This window comes from Neisseria sp. HMSC03D10 (assembly GCF_001807625.1).
GTDB classification, from domain to species: Bacteria; Pseudomonadota; Gammaproteobacteria; order Burkholderiales; family Neisseriaceae; genus Neisseria; species Neisseria mucosa.
On the sequence record NZ_KV789615.1, the window covers coordinates 1 to 18,609 of the forward strand.

An 18,609-nucleotide genomic window follows, 5' to 3' on the forward strand; every position below is an offset into this window, starting at 1 on the left:
GCACTTGAAATCCGAATCCAAGGTCGTCTGAACGACGAACCGCCCCTTGTGGTTGGATGGGTTGTCCAACTTTGGGGGCGGTTCAAGTTTCAGACGACCTTTTGCCTTTTGGCTGTGGTTACATATAGTGGATTAAATTTAAATCAGGACAAGGGAAGACAGTACAGATAGTACGGAACCGATTCACTTGGTGCTTCAGCACCTTAGAGAATCGTTCTCTTTGAGCTAAGGCGAGGCAACGCTGTGCTGGTTTAAAGTTAATCCACTATATTTTTTCTACTGTATCACTTTGTTTAGACACCAAAAGCTGGTCGATTTTCAGATTTTCGGTGTCGATGATTTCAAATTTATAGCCCGCGTAAACCAAAAAATCGGTGCGTTTCGGGATTTTTCGCAGGGAATACATCATAAAGCCGGCGATGGTTTCGTAGTTTTCCGAGTTGGGAAACTCTTCGATGTCCAGCGCGCGCATGACGTCGGCGAGCGGGGTCGCGCCGTCCACCAGCCAAGTATCTTCGGTGCGGCGGATGATTTGCGGCTCTTCTTCGGTATTGACCAGCTCGCCCATGACGATGCTCATCACGTCTTTCAACGTCACCACGCCGACCACCAGCGCGTATTCGTTCACCACCACGGCAAAGTCTTCGCCGGAAGTTTTGAAGGTTTCCAATACATCGTAAAGCGACAGCGTGTCGGGGATGAACAAGGCTTTGCGCAACACGCGCTTGTCGGTCAGGCGGACGTCTTTTTCTTTTAAAAACAAAGTCAGCAGCGTGTGTGATTCGATGTAGCCGATGACGCGCTCCAAATCACCGTCGCACACCAAGAATTTGTTGTGCGGTTTTTCCGACATCATTTCCAACACGGTATCGCTGCTGTCATTTTTATCGAAATAGGCGATGTATTCGCGCGTACTCATGGTGGAAGTCACCGTGCGCGCCTGCATGTCAAAAATATTTTCAATCAGGTAGTGTTCCTGTTCTTTTAACACACCCGCCTGCGCGCCCGCATCGACGACGGCGTAAATGTCTTCCGAAGTCAGTTGCTCTTGGCGGACGGTGGAAATTTTGAAGAGTTTGAATATCGCGTTCGCCAGTCCGTCAAATGTCCAAACGAAAGGTTTTAAGATAAAAATCAAAAACATCATCGGCCGCACGATGCGCACCGCCACCGCTTCGGGATGGGTCATCGCTATGCGCTTGGGCATCAGGTCGGCAATCAGGATGAAGCTGCCGGTGACCAGCGCGAACGTCAGCAGCGACGCGGCGGTACTGCCCCAACTGCCCGCGTTTGCCAACAAACCGCCAAAATAAGGGCGCACCGCCGCTTCGCCGACGATACCGGCGAGAATGGCGACGGCGTTCAAACCGATTTGGACGACGGTGATGAAGCTGCCCGGCTGCTGCTGCATGTTGAGCACATCCAGCGCGCGCGTGTCGCCGCCGTCTTTTGCCATGACTTGCAATTTGATTTTGCGCGCCGAGGCAAGCGCGAGTTCGGAACAGGAAACGAATGCGCTGATGACAATGAGTAGGCACAATAATAATAAGGCTTCGAGAATATTCATGAAAAACGGTGTGTGTGGCAAACAGAAGACATTTTAGCATTAAAGGTCGTCTAAAAAATTCAGACGACCTTTTTGCCAACCATACTTACCAATCGCGCGGGGCAACCAGTTCTTCGATGTCCGCATCTTCAAAGCCGTAGCTTTGGGCGATGTATTCCATATCGGTGGCAATCGTGTCTCTAGCGACAGTCTCGATTTCGCTGTCGTTTTCATCAAACTCTTCAGCCAATTCGTTGAAGCGTTCGGTAGCTGTGTGGGTCAGTTCGTATAGGGCATCGAGATTTTCGGGCTGTTCGGTTTCGATTTGGCGGCACAGTTCAACCAGGATGTTTTCTCCTTTTTGCACGAGTTTGGGCGGGAAATAATCGTCGTCATACATGCCCTGCAAAAAGATATGGTTTGCCAATTCGGTGTTGTTCAGTTGATGACGTGTAGTCATGATTTTCCTTTTCTATTTAGCAGATGGATTTTAAAAAAAGGTCGTCTGAAAGCGCAGCTTCAACGAAGTTAAAACGGTTTTGAGGTTTTCAGACGACCTCTGTGGATTGTGGGCGACAGATTAGCTTTTCCCTTCAAACCTATGGCTTAACCTTTGGCGGTAAAGCGTTTGTTGACGCGCAGGCGTTCGCCGCGGCCGGCTTTTTTGATTTCCAGCCAGTCGGTGTAGATGGCGTGGATGAGGTGGTTTATGGTTTCAAAGCCGTATTGCTGCGGGTCGGTGCCTTGTGTGGCGAGTTGCTTCGATACGTCGCTCAAACGCGCCCAGCCTTGTTCGTCGGCGTGAGTATCGACTGCCTGCTGTACGGTGGGGATCACGCGGGTAACGGGCAGTTTGCTGCTTTTGGCGGCGGGTTCGGGTTTGGAGGGTGTCGGTTGCGCGGTGTCTGCCGCAGGGCTTGGTGCGGTATTTTCGTTTTTGGTTGGGTTGGTTTTTTTGCCGCGCGTTTTGCGTTTTTGCGCGGCGTTGGGGTCGTCTGAAACGGTTTCTTCTGCCTGATGGCTTGCCACAGGGTTTTCAGACGACCTCTCTGCCGGCTTGTCGGCGGATTTGCGGCGGCGGACTTGGAGTTGGTTGTTGTCGGTGCGGTGTTCGAAGATGTCGAAGGATTTGATGAGGTCGGAGAGTTTGCCGTAGCCGTAAAGCCTTGAGTCGAAATCGGGATTGATTTTGCTGATGTAGCTGCCGATGGGGCCAAGGTTTGCCCAGCCGAGGTCGTCGGCGTTTTCGCGCACGGCGCGTTTGAGCAGGGACAGCGCGTCAGGGGCGGCGGCAGGGGTGTTTTTGCCGCTGTTCTTCTCTTTTTCTTGGCGTTGTTTTTCGGGACGGAAGATTTCGGTGTAGATGAATTTGTCGCAGGCTTTGCGGAAGGCTTCGGGCGTTTTCTTTTCGCCGAAACCGTACACGGTCAGCCCGCTTTCGCGCAGGCGGCTTGCCAGGCGGGTGAAGTCGGAATCGCTGGATACGATGCAGAAGCCGTCGAAATTGCCGCTGTACAGTAAGTCCATCGCGTCGATGACCAACGCCATATCGGTGGCGTTTTTGCCTTTGGTGTAGGCGAATTGTTGGACGGGGATGATGGCGTGGGGCAGGAGGGCGGCTTTCCATTTGGAAAGGCCGTGGCTCCAGTCGCCGTAGATGCGTTTGACGCTGGCGATGCCGTATTTGGCAACTTCTTCGAGCAAGCGGTCGATGATGTCGGCGGGGGCGTTGTCGGCGTCGATGAGGACGGCGAGTTTTTTGTTGGCCAATGTGGTCATGGGGACTCCGTGGTATTCATGTCAGTCGAGGTCGTCTGAAAACCGGTTTTCAGACGACCTCGATCTTTTAAAGCATATCTTGTATGGCGGCGCGTTCTTCTTCCAGCTCCGCCAGTGTCGCGGCGATGCGTTGGCGGCTGAACTCATCCGACAAGTCCAAGCCTTGGACGATGCGGTAGCTGCCTGCGTCGCAAATGACGGGGAAACCGAAAATCAAACCTTCGGGGATGCCGTAAGAGCCATCGGAGGGGACGCCCATCGTTATCCATTTGCCGCTGCTGCCGAGCAGCCAGTCGCGCAGGTGGTAGATGGCGGCATTCGCGGCGGAGGCGGCGGACGACGAACCGCGCGCGGCGATGATGGCGGCACCGCGTCCGGCGATTTTCGGCATGAAGACTTCGGTGTTCCAATCGGGTTCGGTAATCATGTCTTTGACGGACTCGCCGTTGCTGGTGGCATAGCGGTAGTCGGCGTACATGGTCGGGCTGTGGTTGCCCCAGACGCACATTTGCTCGATGGAAGGAATCGGGCGGTTGATTTTCTCGGCGACTTGGCTGACGGCGCGGTGGTGGTCGAGACGCATCAGGGCGGTGAAGTTCTCCGGAGGGATGTCGGGCGCGGATTTCATCGCGATGTAGGCGTTGGTGTTGGCGGGGTTGCCAACAACGAGGACTTTAACGTTGCGGTTTGCAACTTTGTTCAACGCCGCGCCTTGTACTTTGAAAATTTCGGCATTGGCATGCAACAGGTCGGCGCGTTCCATGCCTTGCGTACGCGGGCGCGCACCGATCAAGAGGGCGATGTCGGCATCTTTGAAGGCGACTTCGGGGTCGTCTGTCGCGAAGATGTCGTCAAGGAGCGGGAAAGCGCAATCCTGCATTTCCATGATCACGCCGCGCAATGCCTGCTGCGCCTGAGGCAGGTCGAGCAGTTGCAAGATAACGGGTTGGTCGCGTCCGAGCATAATGCCGCCGGCGATACGGAACAGGGTAGCATAGGCAATTTGGCCTGCGGCGCCGGTAACGGCGATTCGGACGGGGGGCTTAAGCGTCATATTTTTCCTTTTGAAGTCGTTGTTTTACTTGATTTACGAATTATAACAGCATTGAGTAAGGGAGAATGAAAAGGTCGTCTGAAACTGGGAATAGGATTTCAGACGACCTTTTTGATTTTGGCAAATGCTGAAATTCTGCCTACGGCAGGAGTTTGCCCGGATTCATGATGTCGTGCGGGTCAAGCTGGGCTTTGATGGCACGCATCAGGGCGATTTCGGACGGAGTGCGGACGCTGGGGAGCCAGTGTTTTTTGATGGTACCGATACCGTGTTCCGCCGCGATGGTGCCGTGGCAGGCGAGGATGTGTTCATAGACGATGGTGTTGACGGCATCTTCATAGCGGTAAACGTCGTTGCTTAAAACGTCAGACAGGAAAGTGTTGTAATGCAGGCTGCCGTCGCCCAAATGTCCGAAGCAGACAATTTGTATGCCGGGGAAACGGGCTTCCAAGGCGGGGGCGCATTGACGGACAAAGGCGGCGACTTGGGCAATCGGGACAGCGATGTCGTGTTTGATGCTGGTGCCGAGCTTGCGCTGGGAGGCGGAAATGTTTTCACGCAGCGTCCACAGATCGAGGCGCTCTTGTTCGGATTGCGCGATGATGCTGTTTTCTTTGCCGTTTTGATAGAGAAATTCAGCAAGTTTTTCGTCGAGCGCGGCATCGGGAACAGAGTCGGTCAGTTCGAGCAGAACGTGCCAGTTTGCATCGGTCGGCTGTTTCAGATGACTGAATTCGGAAGACAATGCCAAAGCGTAGTGGCTGATCAGCTCGAAACTGGTGAGGCGTTCGGCAAAATGCCCTTGTACCGCAGTCAAAAGTTGTACGGCAGATTCGATGTCGTCCAAACCTACCCATGCGGTCGCTATGGTTTGCGGACGGGCGAAGAGTTTGAGCGTGGCGGCGGTGATAATGCCGAGCGTGCCTTCGCTGCCGATAAAGAGGTGGCGCAGGTCGTAACCGGTGGTATTTTTGTGTAGCGGTTGGAGATGGGAAACAAGTTCGCCATTGGGCAGGACGACTTCCAAACCCAATACCAAGTCGCGCATACTGCCGTAGCGTAAAACGTTTAATCCGCCGGCGTTGCAGGCGATGTTGCCGCCGATTTCGCACGAGCCTTCGCTGGCAAGGCTGAGGGGAAACAGTCTGCCCGCTTCGGATGCCGCTTTTTGGACGTTCTGTAGGATTACGCCCGCTTCGACAGTGATGCTGTTGTCGGCAAGGTTGATTTCTCGGATGCGGTTGATTTTGGAAAGGTTGAGCAGTACGCCGCCGGAAGCTACCGCTGCACCGCACAAACCGGTATTGCCGCCCTGAGGGGTAACGGGGATACGGTGTTTAAAACAAAACCGCATGATTTCTTGTACATTTTCTATGGAATGCGGTTGCAAGATGATGTCCGGTTCGGAAACAAAGCGGCGGCGCTGGTCGTTTAACAAGGCCGGAGTGGCTTCGAGAATTTCGGCGGGGGAAAGGAATTCAAGAAAACGGTCGTACAGATTGGGCATAACGGGCAGCAAGGATGGTTTATGTGTGTACGGAGGATTATATAGCGGATAAGGGAAGCGAAAAACGGTAAAGGTCGTCTGAAAAACAAAAAAGCAGGATACAATCCGTATCCTGCTTTTTTAACTGTAAAAATATTATTTTGCAGCAGAAGCGGCTTCAGTAGCGGCAGAGGCAGCTTCGGTAGCGGCAGAAGCAGCTTCAGTAGCAGCAGAAGCGGCTTCGGTAGCAGCGGCTTCGGTAGCAGAAGCAGCGGCTTCGGTAGCAGAAGCAGCAGCTTCAGTAGCAGCAGAGGCAGCTTCGGTAGCAGCAGATGCAGCTTCAGAAGCGGCAGAAGCAGCAGTGTCAGCAGCTTTGTCGCCACAAGCAGCCAGAGCCAAAGAGAACAAAGCAGCAGCGATCAGAGATTTTTTCATTTTGAGACCTTCTTTAAATCGATTTAAATAAAAACGGAACGATTGAAAACGGCATAAAGCCGTTCCCTTAGAGTAAAAATTCATTGCTGAATTTCCTGCATTATGCCCCACAGGATGGCTCGGCGCAACGATACAGACGAATTAGTAATCTTTTAGTAACTTCTAATCAATCCGGAATGGACGAAAGTTGTGGAAGAAACTAATCCACATAGATTGTTACCTAGGGTACATTTGAAATAAACTGTATAGTAAAATTTATTGATTTCATGTATTTATAATTAAATAATGCACAATCTGCCTCTATTTCTGATTTGTTTGAATAACCTGCATAAAACCATTATGCATAGAAATACAAGTTGTAAAAAAGTTACACAATTATAAAAATTATCAAAATTTACACTTCCATCTGTCGCAGGTTAAATATTATTTATCTGAATTAACGGTTGTTAATTTGTGAATATTAGGATAAATCTCCGTACATGACGGCGGTGTGTTAAAATGTTTTAGATTTGTTGGCAGAGGGTTGTCAATAAAGCCTGTTTTGATAAACGGTCATGATAAAGGATAAAGAATGGCTATTAAAAAAAATTCCGTGGTTTCGCTTCACTATGAAATGTACGATGCGGATAACCAACTGCTGGACAAAACCGAAGAACCCATCGCCTATCTGCACGGCGGATATGACGGCATTTTCCCTTTGGTGGAAGAAGCTTTGCACGAGAAAAACGTCGGTGATACCGTTGAAGTCGCGCTGTCTCCCGATGATGCGTTCGGCGAACAAGATCCCGGCCTGGTGCGTATCGAAGATGTCAGCGTATTCCCGGTTGAAGTGGAAGTCGGCATGATGTTCGAAGCCGATGATCCTGAAACCGGCGATGTCTTGGTTTATCGCGTAACCGATGTAGCAGACGGCAAAGCCGTAGTAGACGGCAACCATCCGCTTGCCGGCATGAAAATCTTGTTCAAAGCGACAGTTGACAGCGTGCGCGATGCGACTGAAGAAGAAATCGTACACGGCCACGTTCACGGTCCGCACGGTCATCATCACTAATTAATCTAATTTGAAACAATAAAAGGTCGTCTGAAAACAGGATTGGGTTTCTGTTTTCAGACGACCTTTTTATATCCTGCAAACCCATACCCAAATATAGATGAAACATTCCGACAACCATCAAAATTGAGCTGCCCCTATCGCCCAAAAATTTTGGGATAAGTCAAACTAAGCAGGGAAATTCTGGTCTGAACGGTTGTTTTCTCTGAATTATGGGAAACATTCAATCTTATTTATATTAAGATTCGGTTTATTGTAAACAGGCGAATTGTGTCATGAGCGAACATTTGGAAGAGCAGGCTGCGGGCTTGGGTATTGATTTGGGTTTTCACGACATCGGTGGAATTTATCATGCGACCAAGCCCGAGGTTTTGGAAGGGATTATTAAGGCTTTGCAGCAGGACGGTTTTTCAGACGACCTTTATGCGGATACTTTGGTCGCGCATGAAAACGGTCGGGAATCTTTGCAACTGCCTGCTGAGTTTCATGGCGCGGCTGAAATTTGCTTGGAAGACGAAGCGGGCGGACGGCAGGTTTTGCCGTTGAACCATGGCGAAGACGGCGTGCTTTGGGTTGCGCTGCCGGCTTCGGCTTGCGGCTATTACACTTTGTCTGCGGAAGTGGAAGGCAGCGTCCGCAAGGTGCGGCTGGTGGTTGCGCCGCAGTCGGTTTATCAGCCGAAAATGCTGGAACACGGTTTGCGCATGAACGGGCTGACAACGCATTTGTACAGCCTGCGTTCGCAACGGAACTGGGGCATCGGGGATTTTACCGATTTGCTGGATTTGATGGCGTTTGCGGCGGATAAGCAACTGGATTTCGTCGGCATCAATCCACTGCACGCGCTTTTCAGTGCCAAACCTGCTTTTGCCAGCCCGTACAGCCCGTCTTCGCGCGAATGGCTCAATCCGATTTATCTGGATGTGGAGAAGGTCGGCGCGTTTTCCTACAACGAAAAGCTGAAAAACTGGCTCAAGCAGCCGAATATCTGCCAGCGCATTGCGGCGTTGCGGATTACGGAAACCGTCGCTTATACGGCGGTTTGGGCGTTCAAGCGCGATGCTTTGCAGAGGGCGTTTGACGCGTTTGAAAACGACGGATGCGAAGCCGCCGAACAAGAGCGGGCGGCATTTGACGCCTTTGTCGAAGAACGCGGCGGGGCTTTGCAAGGCTTCGGTTTGTTTGAGGCGTTGGACCAGTATTACAACCGCTCCGGCGAAGTGGGTTGGCTGTCTTGGCCGGCGGAGTTTCATGATCCGCATGGTGAGGCGGTTCAAAGATTTGCACAGGGTCATCGCCGCGAAATCCGTTTTTATATGTGGCTGCAATGGCTTTGCGCGGAGCAGTTGCGCGAAGTGAACGAGGCGGCTGCGGCGCGCGGCGTGAAGCTGGGGATTTACGGCGATTTGGCAGTCGGCGTGGCACGCGGCAGCGCGGACACTTGGCTTAACCGCGCCGATTACTGCATGGATATGGCGGTCGGTGCGCCGCCCGATCCATTCAGCCCGACGGGGCAAAACTGGGATTTGCCGCCGCTCAATCCGATGATGTTGAAGCACACAGGTTATGAGAAGTTTGTCCGACTGTTGCGTGAAAATATGCGGCTTTACGGCGTTTTGCGCATCGATCATGTGATGGCTTTGTGCCGCCTGTGGTGGGTTGCGGGCAAGACGGCGGACTTTGGCGCGTATGTGCATTACGACGCAGATGTGATGTTTGCCATTCTCGCTTTGGAAAGCCGGCGGAATCGATGTGTGGTCATCGGCGAGGATTTGGGAACGGTACCCGACCAAGCGCGGTATTTGCTGAACCGTTATCAGGTGTTTTCTTATAAGGTCGTGTATTTCAGCAAAGGCTGGCACGGCTTTGAGTTGCCCGAAGAATATCCCGAACAGGCGATTACGGTGGTCAGTACGCACGATGTCGCGCCCTTGGCAGGCTATTGGACGGGCAAGGATTTGGATTTGATGTTCCGCTTGGGTACGATTCCCGATGCGGAAACTTTTCAGACGACCTTGGAAGCGCGCGAACACGACAAGGCGGATTTGTTCGATAAGTTGAAACACGCCGGCTGCCTGCCTGCCGACGCCGAGATGTCGTCTGAAATTGACGAAGCGCTGTTAACTGCCTTACACCGGTATGCCGCCATGAGCCGCAGCAAACTGTATGCGGTGCAGCTGGAAAACCTGCTGGGCATGAGCGACAACCTGAATGTGCCGGGCGTTTCCGAGGGTTATCCCAACTGGGCGCGCAAAATGCCCGTCGCGCTTGAAGATTTTCCCCACAACCGCCTGATGGGCGGCCAACTTGCCATGATTGGAGAGGTACGCATGAAGAAAAACAGCCGGATGAAGCCTTATCACGAGCTTGACCAAGTCGAACGCGACACGGTCGAAAGCCTGTTTCTTGCCACCCACAGCGATTTGTTCGCCTATTTGGGACGACACCGCCTTGCCGAAGGCGACGAGGTCGTGCGAACCCTGATTCCGAACGCTTGGGGCGTGGATATTGTCAACCGTGAGAGCGGCGAACTGATTACGTCGTCTGAAAAAGTCGATGAACGCGGATTCTTTGTTGCCGTGTTGCCCGAAGGCGCGCCCGATTATGCGTTGAACGTCCGTTATGCCGAAGATGCCGAGCCTGTGCGCGAAGAAGACCCATACCGCTTCGGCTCTGCCTTAAAAGACATGGATTCTTGGTTGCTGGCGGAAGGCAAACACCTGCGTCCTTATGAAACTTTAGGCGCGCATTTTGCCGAAGTGGACGGCGTGAAAGGTGTGAGCTTTGCCGTATGGGCGCCAAACGCGCAGCGCGTATCCGTCATCGGCGAATTCAACCACTGGGACGGCCGCCGCCACGTCATGCGTTTCCACCGCGACAACGGCATTTGGGACATCTTCATCCCCGCCGTCAAGCTCAACGCCCTCTACAAATTTGAAATCCGCGATGCCAACGGCAATGTTCGGCAAAAAACCGACCCGTATGCCTTCGGCGCAGAGTTGCGTCCGAATACGGCGTCTGTCGTGCGCGGTTTGCCGGAAAAAGTGGATACACCCGACTTCCGCGCCCGCGCCAACGCCATTGACGCGCCTATCAGCATTTATGAAGTGCATTTGGGTTCGTGGAAACGCAATCCCGAAAACAACTTCTGGCTGACTTACGAACAGCTCGCCAAAGAATTGGTCGCATACGTCAAAGACATGGGCTTCACCCATATCGAATTCCTGCCCGTTTCCGAATACCCGTTTGACGGCTCGTGGGGCTATCAGGCGACCGGATTGTATGCGCCGACCAGCCGTTTCGGTTCGCCCGACGAGTTGCGCGCCCTGATTAAAGCCGCCCACGACGAAGGCATCGGCGTCATCCTCGACTGGGTGGTCGGACACTTCCCGACCGACGACCACGGGCTTGCCAAGTTCGACGGCACCGCGCTGTACGAACACGCCGATCCGCGCGAAGGCTACCACCAAGACTGGAACACCCTGATTTACAACTTCGGCAGGAACGAAGTCAAAAACTTCCTGCAAGGCAATGCCTTGTATTGGATAGAGCGTTTCGGTTTCGACGGTATCCGCGTGGACGCCGTCGCCTCCATGATTTACCGCAACTACTCGCGCAAAGACGGCGAATGGATACCCAACCAATACGGCGGCCATGAAAACCTCGAAGCCATCGCCTTCCTGCGCGATACCAACACCATGCTGAAAGAGGTTGTCCCCTCCGCTACCGAAATCGCCGAAGAATCCACCTCGTTCGCCAACGTAACCCGTCAAGAAGGCTTGAACTTCAGCTACAAATGGAACATGGGCTGGATGAACGACACCTTGCGCTACATGATGGAAGACCCCATCAACCGCAAATACCACCACAACAAAATGACCTTCGGCATGATGTACCAATACAGCGAAAACTTCGTCCTGCCACTCTCGCACGACGAAGTCGTACACGGCAAACGCTCGCTGCTCGGAAGGATGCCGGGCGACTGCTGGCAGCAATTCGCCAACCTGCGCGCCTACTACGGCTTCATGTACGGCTTCCCCGGCAAAAAACTCCTGTTTATGGGCAACGAGTTCGCGCAAGGCAGAGAGTGGAACTACAACGAAGGACTGGATTGGTTCCTGCTCGACCAAGAAGGCGGCTGGCACAAAGGCGTACAAAACTTCGTGCGCGATTTGAACCGCGTCTATAAAGACACCGCGCCGCTTTACCAGCTCGATCAATGGCCGGAAGGCTTCGAATGGCTGGTCGCCGACGACGGCAACAATTCCGTCTTCGTCTTCGAACGCCGCGACCGCGAAGGCAACCGCGTCATCGTCATCAGCAACTTCACGCCCGTCGTCCACGACAGCTACCGCTTCGGCGTGAACGAAGCCGGCGAATACCGCGAAATCCTCAATTCAGACGACCCCGGTTACAACGGCAGCGGCGTATCCGCCGGACAAATCCTGCAGACCGAAGAAATCTGGTCGCACGGCAGACCCAACTCGCTCGCTGTCAAAGTACCGCCGCTGGCAACGGTTTACCTCTACAAAGCCGCCCAGCCGAGTGCAACGGACTCAGCCGATCAGGCAGAAGGCGAAGCGTAAGTTTGGGCTGAACTTGTTTTTGAACGCAGAAAGACAGGTTCAAACCAACCGCTTTGTCTGTTTCAGACGACCTTTTGAGATGAAGGGTCGTCTGAAATTTTTCGGGATAGCGGATAAAGTTCGATATGCCTGATGACATTAGTTTTGACTGGTAAGAGACATTGTGTAAAGACAAGCGGATATAACAAAAGGTCGTCTGAAAACCTGTATTTCAAGTTTTCAGACGACCTTTTGCTTATCTGTATCAAATTATTTGCCGGCTTTCACACCCTGCCATTGGCGGACCATGAATTTCAAAATGGTGGGCTGGATAGGGACCATGATGAAGCTGTTTTTCAAATCTTCGTCGCTCGGGAAAATGGTCCGGTCGTCCCTGAACTCGGCTTCCATCAATTCGCGTGCGGGTTTGCTGGAAGGGGCGTAGGTGACGAAATTGCCGTTTTTCGCGGCGACTTCGGGGTCGAGGAAGTCGTTGATGTATTTGTGGGCGTTGGCGACGTTTTTCGCATCTTTTGGGATAACGAAGGAGTCCACCCAAATCCCCACGCCTTCTTTGGGCATCATGACGCGGATTTTTTCTTTGCCGCCCGCTTCTTCGGCGCGCCGTCTGGCGATGTTCAAGTCGCCGCCGAAGCCGATGGTGACGCAGGTATCGCCGCGCGCCAAGTCGTCAATGAAGCCCGACGAGGTAAAGCGTTTGATGTTGGGACGGTTTTTCTTGAGCAGCTCGGTTGCCGCTTTGATGTCTTCGGTATCGTTGCTGTTGGGGTTTTTACCCATGTAGTTCAACACCATAGGATAAATTTCCGCCGCGCTGTCCAAGTAGCTGATGCCGCATTGTTTGAGCTTGGATGTGTATTCGGGGTTGAACACCAAATCCCATTGGTTGTCCGGCAGTTTGTCCGTGCCCAAGGCTTTTTTCACGCGCTCGGTATTGATGGCAAAGGTGTTGGTTCCCCAATAAAACGGAACGGCATATTCGTGGCTCGGATCAACGCCTTCCATCAGCTTCATCAATTCGGGATTGAGGTTTTTATAGTTGGGAATCAGGGATTTGTCGATTTTTTGATAAGCCCCCGCCTTAATCTGCCTGCCGACAAAGGTATTGGACGGGCCGACGATGTCGTAGCCCGATTTTCCGGTCAATACTTTACTTTCCAGCGTCTCATCGCTGTCGTACACGTCGTAAGTTACCTTGATACCGTTTTTCTTTTCAAAATCGGCGACGGTTTCGGGATCGACGTATTCCGACCAGTTGTAAATCCTCAATACATTTTGGTTTCCCGCCTGACCCGCTTTGTCGGAGGTATTTTTATCCGAACCTCCGCAGGCGGCGAGCATGACGGCGGTCAGGGCGATGAGTGGCAGATGTTTGGTCATTATCATTCCTTGCATATCGGGTGGAAGGGAAAGTAAGGGATTATAAATCAGGCACGCACTATCTGATAGCAGTTTCCATTGGGGCGATAGTCGGAAGGTCGTCTGAAAGTCCCTGATTCAATAGCTAGAAACAAGGTTTTGCGGTAATATAGCACCCATTTTCTTTCCACAATTACATACGGCCGGGAAGGTCGTCTGAAACCTTTTTAGTAGAGACATCGAAACATCATGAAAACCTCCGAACTACGCCAAAAATTCCTAAAATTCTTCGAATCCAAAAACCACACCATCGTCCGCTCTTCCAGCCTCGTGCCGCACGACGACCCGACGCTGCTGTTTACCAACGCCGGTATGAACCAGTTTAAAGACGTATTCCTCGGCTTTGACAAACGCGCCTACAACCGCGCCACCACCGCGCAAAAATGCGTACGCGCAGGCGGCAAACACAACGACTTGGAAAACGTAGGCTACACCGCCCGCCACCACACCTTTTTTGAAATGATGGGCAACTTCTCCTTCGGCGACTACTTCAAACGCGACGCCATCCACTTCGCCTGGGAGTTCCTCACTTCCCCCGAATGGCTGAACATCCCCAAAGAAAAACTCTTGGCGACTGTATATGCCGAAGACGACGAAGCCTACAACATCTGGCTGAACGAAATCGGTATGCCTGCCGAGCGCATCGTCCGCATCGGCGACAACAAAGGCGCGAAATACGCGTCCGACAACTTCTGGCAGATGGGCGACACCGGCCCCTGCGGCCCGTGTTCCGAAATCTTCTACGACCACGGCGAAGAAATCTGGGGCGGCATTCCCGGCAGCCCTGAAGAAGACGGCGACCGCTGGATTGAAATTTGGAACTGCGTGTTCATGCAGTTCAACCGCGACGAGCAAGGCAATATGAACCCGCTGCCCAAGCCGTCCGTCGATACCGGCATGGGCTTGGAGCGCATGGCGGCCGTGATGCAGCACGTCCACAGCAACTACGAAATCGACCTGTTCCAAGACCTGCTCAAAGCCGTTGCCCGCGAAACCGGCGCGCCGTTCAGCATGGACGAGCCCAGCCTGAAAGTGATTGCCGACCACATCCGCTCCTGCTCCTTCCTGATAGCCGACGGCGTGATGCCTTCCAACGAAGGCCGCGGTTATGTATTGCGCCGCATCATCCGCCGCGCCGTGCGCCACGGTTACAAACTCGGTCAGAAACAGGCGTTTTTCTACAAACTCGTGCCCGATTTGGTCAAAGCGATGGGCGACGCATATCCTGAGTTGAAAGAGAAACAAGCCCAAATCGAAGAAGCCCTGAAAAACGAAGAAAGCCGCTTTGCCCAAACTTTGGAAACCGGCATGGCTTTGCTGGAAAACGCCTTGACCAAAGGCAGCAACAAATTAGACGGCGAAATCATCTTCAAACTCTACGACACCTACGGTTTTCCATACGATTTGACCGCCGATATCTGCCGCGAACGCAATATTGATTTAGACGAAGAAGGCTTCAACCGCGAAATGGAAGCCCAACGCGCCCGCGCTCGCGCCGCGCAAAACTTCAAAGCCAACGCGCAACTGGACTACACAGGCGCGGACACCGAGTTCACCGGCTACGAAAAACGCAGCCAAGACACCAAAATCATCGCCTTATACAAAGGCAGCGAAGCCGTGGACGAACTCCAAGCAGGCGAAGCAGGCGTGGTCGTTTTGGAACAAACCCCGTTCTACGCCGAAAGCGGCGGTCAAGTCGGCGATGTGGGCTTTATCGTATCGGGTGAGAACCGCTTCCGCGTTGAAGACACGCAGAAAATCAAAGCCGCCGTACACGGACAATTCGGCGCAGTCGTTTCAGGCCGTCTGAAAGTGGGCGATACCGTATCCGCCGAAATCGACAACGACATCCGCGACAGCATCATGCGCAACCACAGCGTTACCCACCTGATGCACAAAGCCTTGCGCGATGTTTTGGGCACGCACGTCGAACAAAAAGGCAGCCTGCAAAACGCCGAGCTGACCCGATTCGACATCTCCCACCCGCAAGGCATCAGCGCGGAAGAAATCGCCGAAGTCGAACGCCGCGTCAACGCCGCGATTATCGCCAACGTGCCCGTCAAAGTAGAAACCATGTCCATTGAAGACGCGCAAAAATCCGGTGCCATGATGCTCTTCGGCGAAAAATACGGCGACTTCGTCCGCGTGATTACCATGGGCGACTACTCCACCGAACTGTGCGGCGGCACCCACGTCGCCCGCACCGGCGACATCGGCTTCTTCAAAATCATCAGCGAAGGCGGCATCGCCGCAGGCATCCGACGCGTAGAAGCCATCACCGGCCTTGCCGCGCTGGCATGGGCGCAAAACCAAGAAAGCCTGATGAAAAACATCATCGCCGAAGTTAAAGCCCAAACTGAAAAAGACGTACTTGCCAAAATCCAAGCCAACGCCGCCAACGCCAAAGCTTTGGAAAAAGAGTTGGCAAAAGCCAAAGCCGAACTCGCCGTCCACGCAGGCGCCAAACTTTTGGACAACGCAAAAGACTTGGGCGCAGCCAAACTCGTCGCTGCCCAAATCGAAGCCGACGCAGCCGCCCTGCGCGAAATCGTTACCGACTTAACCGGCAAATCCGACAACGCCGTGATTCTTTTGGCGGCAGTGAACGACGGCAAAGTCTCCCTGTGCGCCGGCGTATCCAAACCGCTGACAAACAAAGTGAAAGCCGGCGACTTGGTCAAATTCGCAGCAGAACAAGTCGGCGGCAAAGGTGGCGGTAGACCGGATTTGGCACAGGCCGGCGGCAGCGATGTCGAGAAATTGCCCGCGATGATTGAGAGCGTGAAAGATTGGGTCGGCGCGAAGCTGGCTTGATGTAAGAAAGGCAGCCTGAAAGGGATTCAGGCTGCCTTTTGTGTTAAAGATGCCGTCTGAAAGATATTTTCAGACGGCATCTGTCAGTTTATTTGGCTTTATACCTACCATTGAATAGCGATTCAGAAGGTATCCAGCCATCTGCCAAATCATCCAACATCTTAATCCAATACTCTAGGCGTTTTTCTGTCGGGACGCTTTCTCCCCAATATTCGACAATTAGAGCATCATCCATTTCCAAAGCAGCTTTTTCAATTTCATGCTCAATCAATTTTAAAGATTTTTCTACATAGTTTCCGCCACGGTAGTCTTCCGCCGAGTTGGCAACGCTGCCCGCACTGAATAAGTCCCGCGCCTGATGACAAAGCACACCGCGATAGGTAATCAGATACAGGACGGCATTATCGTATTTGTGCTTCGCCCTGCCTGAGCAGACAATACGGGGGGAGACTAATGCTGCTTCAGCTCGGAGGCGGATTTTTTCTTCCTGCGGCAGGGAAGTGTAAAGGCGCACTTCCAAAGGCAGATCATGGCTATCTACTGCGTCAATGTCTTCTATCCACCATAACCGCTCGCCTTCTTTCAGCCTGTTACGGGCATATTTTCGGATATATTCCATTTTTTCATGCATATCCAAATCGGCAAATTCAGCATAGGAAATACCGAAACCCTCAAACAGAGACGGTCGATCAGATTCTATTTCTACCTCAAAGCGCGGAACATGCGATGTGCGGACATGAATTACGCTATCTTCGTAAAGTTGCCATTTCACATCGGGAATGCCCCCCATTTTTCCGAATACCACATAGATATGCTGTACACCGTCAGCTTTGTTTTTCTCTTGGATACTGTTTGCTACGCTGCGCCAAGTATCTTTTAGCGTGAATTTGACTTCTACGCCATATTCCCCTATTGGAACATCGGGGAAAATTTGCGGCACAGGTTCAGGCTTGATAACTATGTCAGCATAAGCGGGAATTTTTGCAATGCACAGCGCACGAACTCTGTTTTCAAAAATATCTTGGGATTTGAAAGGTGCGTTTTTTGCCTCTTGCCTCAATACGGTGCAAACCTCGTCTAAAAAGTTCTCAAACTCCTTTTTTGTCAGCATAATGCATTACCACTTAAAAATATAAAGTAGTAATTTTATCTTATTTAACAGGGTTATTTAAGTGCCTTACTGACGGCGGCGGCGATGTGCCACCCTAAAACAGGAGGGACGGCGTTGCCAATTTGCCGTTCTGTGGCACGCAATTTTGCCTGGAAAATAAAATTGTCGGGAAACGATTGGATGCGCGCCGCCTCACGCATGGAGATGCGGCGGGGTAATTCGTAATGCCACTGTATGTTTCCATGGCATTCTGCCCTAATAGTGTAGCCCGCCCTTTCGGCATCCAATTTTCGACTACCTTGATCGGGGCTTTTTTCTGCTCTACTCCAAATATGGTTGGCAATTTCGTCTTCTACTTTGTCGACCAAATCGCCTATAGCCTGTCTAGCTGTTACATAGCTGTTGCTGGTATTTGTTTTTTCAATCTGTATTTCGGGAATTTCAGGTAGCCTTCCAACGATGATAACTCGCTCCCGAGTCTGTGGAACACCGTAATCGGCTGCATTCAGCAAGTAGTAATCTACCTGATAACCCAAATTGCGAAAATCTGAAAGCACTGTTTCCAAATCTTTCCGATGATGCTTCATCAGTAGCCCTTTGACATTTTCAGCAACAAATATTTTGGGGCGAACGCGTTCAACAGCAGACAACATGGCTTTATACAGCCCGCTGCGGCTGCCTGAAATACCTGCACCTTTACCATTAATAGAAATATCCTGACAAGGAAAGCCACCGATAATGATGTCCGCGCTAGTGGGTATTTCATCCAAATGCTGCCAAATATCACCATGTACAATGTGATTTCCTAAGTTGTGGCGGTAGGTTCTAACAGCGTGTTCGTCGATTTCGTTCGCCCAAATAATATCAAAATCATGTTTGTCATAAGTACGGTTTAAAAACTCAAAGCCCCCTAGAAAACCCAAATCCATTCCGCCACAACCGCTAAATAAAGAAATAATTTTATATTTTTTTTCGCGGTCTTCTTGCTTTTCCTGTTTGGTCATTAACTCCATACATTTAAGATAAAAAGCATGGGAAAAAGTACCTCTATTTACTTTGTTACAAATTGCATTTGCCGTTTCACTTTCCCCTTGCTCCAAGAATAATTCTGATAATTGTATAAAGCCAATTCCATGCTCATGCATTTTGGCTTTTATGGCATCTCCAGCTAACTTGTTCCAATTTTTTCGTGCAAATTCGGTCATGGTTAATCTTTCAGTCATTCATAAATGACATTATTTTAGCGTTTTTTATAATTTAAGCCAAGATTTAAAATCTACCTTTAGGTTTACAGGCCGGCGGATTCGCATTTGAAGTGCAACTTTCCA

At 51.8% G+C, this 18,609-nt stretch carries 12 protein-coding genes; 3 read left to right on the forward strand and 9 right to left on the reverse strand.

The window, feature by feature from the left end:
- Positions 1–265 precede the first annotated feature (265 nt).
- From paeA to HMPREF3066_RS11740, 6 genes are all read right to left on the reverse strand, one after another.
- The gene (paeA, locus tag HMPREF3066_RS11715) at positions 266–1,567 is read right to left on the reverse strand and encodes a polyamine export protein PaeA (RefSeq protein ID WP_070443065.1); all 1,302 of its coding nucleotides are present in this window, start codon (positions 1,565–1,567) and stop codon (positions 266–268) included.
- A gap of 85 nt (positions 1,568–1,652) precedes the next feature.
- The gene (locus tag HMPREF3066_RS11720; protein WP_070443066.1) at positions 1,653–2,006 is read right to left on the reverse strand and encodes a DUF5713 family protein; all 354 of its coding nucleotides are present in this window, start codon (positions 2,004–2,006) and stop codon (positions 1,653–1,655) included.
- A gap of 146 nt (positions 2,007–2,152) precedes the next feature.
- Entirely contained in the window at positions 2,153–3,325 is a 1,173-nt protein-coding gene (locus tag HMPREF3066_RS11725) for an NYN domain-containing protein (RefSeq protein WP_070443067.1), read from the reverse strand.
- Positions 3,326–3,392: 67 nt separating this feature from the next.
- Positions 3,393–4,379 carry a malate dehydrogenase gene (locus HMPREF3066_RS11730; protein WP_070443068.1) on the reverse strand — a complete coding sequence of 329 codons (987 nt, stop codon included), beginning with the start codon at positions 4,377–4,379 and terminating at the stop codon, positions 3,393–3,395.
- A gap of 139 nt (positions 4,380–4,518) precedes the next feature.
- Positions 4,519–5,886: an FAD-binding oxidoreductase gene (locus HMPREF3066_RS11735; RefSeq protein WP_070443069.1), complete on the reverse strand. Its 1,368-nt coding sequence runs from the start codon at positions 5,884–5,886 to the stop codon at positions 4,519–4,521.
- Positions 5,887–6,021: 135 nt separating this feature from the next.
- The gene (locus tag HMPREF3066_RS11740; protein WP_039405296.1) at positions 6,022–6,300 is read right to left on the reverse strand and encodes a hypothetical protein; all 279 of its coding nucleotides are present in this window, start codon (positions 6,298–6,300) and stop codon (positions 6,022–6,024) included.
- 571 nt (positions 6,301–6,871) lie between these two features.
- Here HMPREF3066_RS11740 and HMPREF3066_RS11745 point away from each other — a divergent pair.
- Positions 6,872–7,351: an FKBP-type peptidyl-prolyl cis-trans isomerase gene (locus HMPREF3066_RS11745; protein WP_039405294.1), complete on the forward strand. Its 480-nt coding sequence runs from the start codon at positions 6,872–6,874 to the stop codon at positions 7,349–7,351.
- Between the two features lie 275 nt (positions 7,352–7,626).
- The gene (glgB, locus tag HMPREF3066_RS11750; protein WP_070443070.1) at positions 7,627–11,937 is read left to right on the forward strand and encodes a 1,4-alpha-glucan branching protein GlgB; all 4,311 of its coding nucleotides are present in this window, start codon (positions 7,627–7,629) and stop codon (positions 11,935–11,937) included.
- A 249-nt stretch (positions 11,938–12,186) separates the two neighbouring features.
- On the opposite strand, the gene HMPREF3066_RS11755 is transcribed toward glgB, so the two are convergent.
- On the reverse strand, positions 12,187–13,317 hold the full coding sequence (locus tag HMPREF3066_RS11755; protein WP_003768034.1) for a polyamine ABC transporter substrate-binding protein: 1,131 nt from the start codon (positions 13,315–13,317) through the stop codon (positions 12,187–12,189).
- Between the two features lie 228 nt (positions 13,318–13,545).
- Between HMPREF3066_RS11755 and alaS the strand changes: the two genes are divergently transcribed.
- On the forward strand, positions 13,546–16,170 hold the full coding sequence (alaS, locus tag HMPREF3066_RS11760) for an alanine--tRNA ligase (protein WP_070443071.1): 2,625 nt from the start codon (positions 13,546–13,548) through the stop codon (positions 16,168–16,170).
- A gap of 88 nt (positions 16,171–16,258) precedes the next feature.
- Here alaS and HMPREF3066_RS11765 read toward each other — a convergent pair whose 3' ends face one another.
- Together HMPREF3066_RS11765 and dcm are read right to left on the reverse strand one after the other, a co-directional pair.
- Positions 16,259–17,281: a restriction endonuclease gene (locus tag HMPREF3066_RS11765; RefSeq protein ID WP_070443072.1), complete on the reverse strand. Its 1,023-nt coding sequence runs from the start codon at positions 17,279–17,281 to the stop codon at positions 16,259–16,261.
- A 53-nt stretch (positions 17,282–17,334) separates the two neighbouring features.
- Positions 17,335–18,486, reverse strand: coding sequence for a DNA cytosine methyltransferase (dcm, locus tag HMPREF3066_RS11770; RefSeq protein ID WP_002234134.1), 1,152 nt, complete (start codon positions 18,484–18,486; stop codon positions 17,335–17,337).
- Positions 18,487–18,609 lie beyond the last annotated feature (123 nt).

Coding starts and splice junctions, on each gene's coding strand:
- HMPREF3066_RS11735 (WP_070443069.1), bottom strand. CDS start 5,886: ATGCCCAATCTGTACGACCGTTTTCTTGAATTCCTTTCCCCCGCCGAA.
- HMPREF3066_RS11765 (WP_070443072.1), bottom strand. CDS start 17,281: ATGCTGACAAAAAAGGAGTTTGAGAACTTTTTAGACGAGGTTTGCACC.
- alaS (WP_070443071.1), top strand. CDS start 13,546: ATGAAAACCTCCGAACTACGCCAAAAATTCCTAAAATTCTTCGAATCC.
- HMPREF3066_RS11755 (WP_003768034.1), bottom strand. CDS start 13,317: ATGACCAAACATCTGCCACTCATCGCCCTGACCGCCGTCATGCTCGCC.
- glgB (WP_070443070.1), top strand. CDS start 7,627: ATGAGCGAACATTTGGAAGAGCAGGCTGCGGGCTTGGGTATTGATTTG.
- HMPREF3066_RS11725 (WP_070443067.1), bottom strand. CDS start 3,325: ATGACCACATTGGCCAACAAAAAACTCGCCGTCCTCATCGACGCCGAC.
- HMPREF3066_RS11740 (WP_039405296.1), bottom strand. CDS start 6,300: ATGAAAAAATCTCTGATCGCTGCTGCTTTGTTCTCTTTGGCTCTGGCT.
- HMPREF3066_RS11720 (WP_070443066.1), bottom strand. CDS start 2,006: ATGACTACACGTCATCAACTGAACAACACCGAATTGGCAAACCATATC.
- HMPREF3066_RS11730 (WP_070443068.1), bottom strand. CDS start 4,379: ATGACGCTTAAGCCCCCCGTCCGAATCGCCGTTACCGGCGCCGCAGGC.
- HMPREF3066_RS11745 (WP_039405294.1), top strand. CDS start 6,872: ATGGCTATTAAAAAAAATTCCGTGGTTTCGCTTCACTATGAAATGTAC.
- dcm (WP_002234134.1), bottom strand. CDS start 18,486: ATGACCGAATTTGCACGAAAAAATTGGAACAAGTTAGCTGGAGATGCC.
- paeA (WP_070443065.1), bottom strand. CDS start 1,567: ATGAATATTCTCGAAGCCTTATTATTATTGTGCCTACTCATTGTCATC.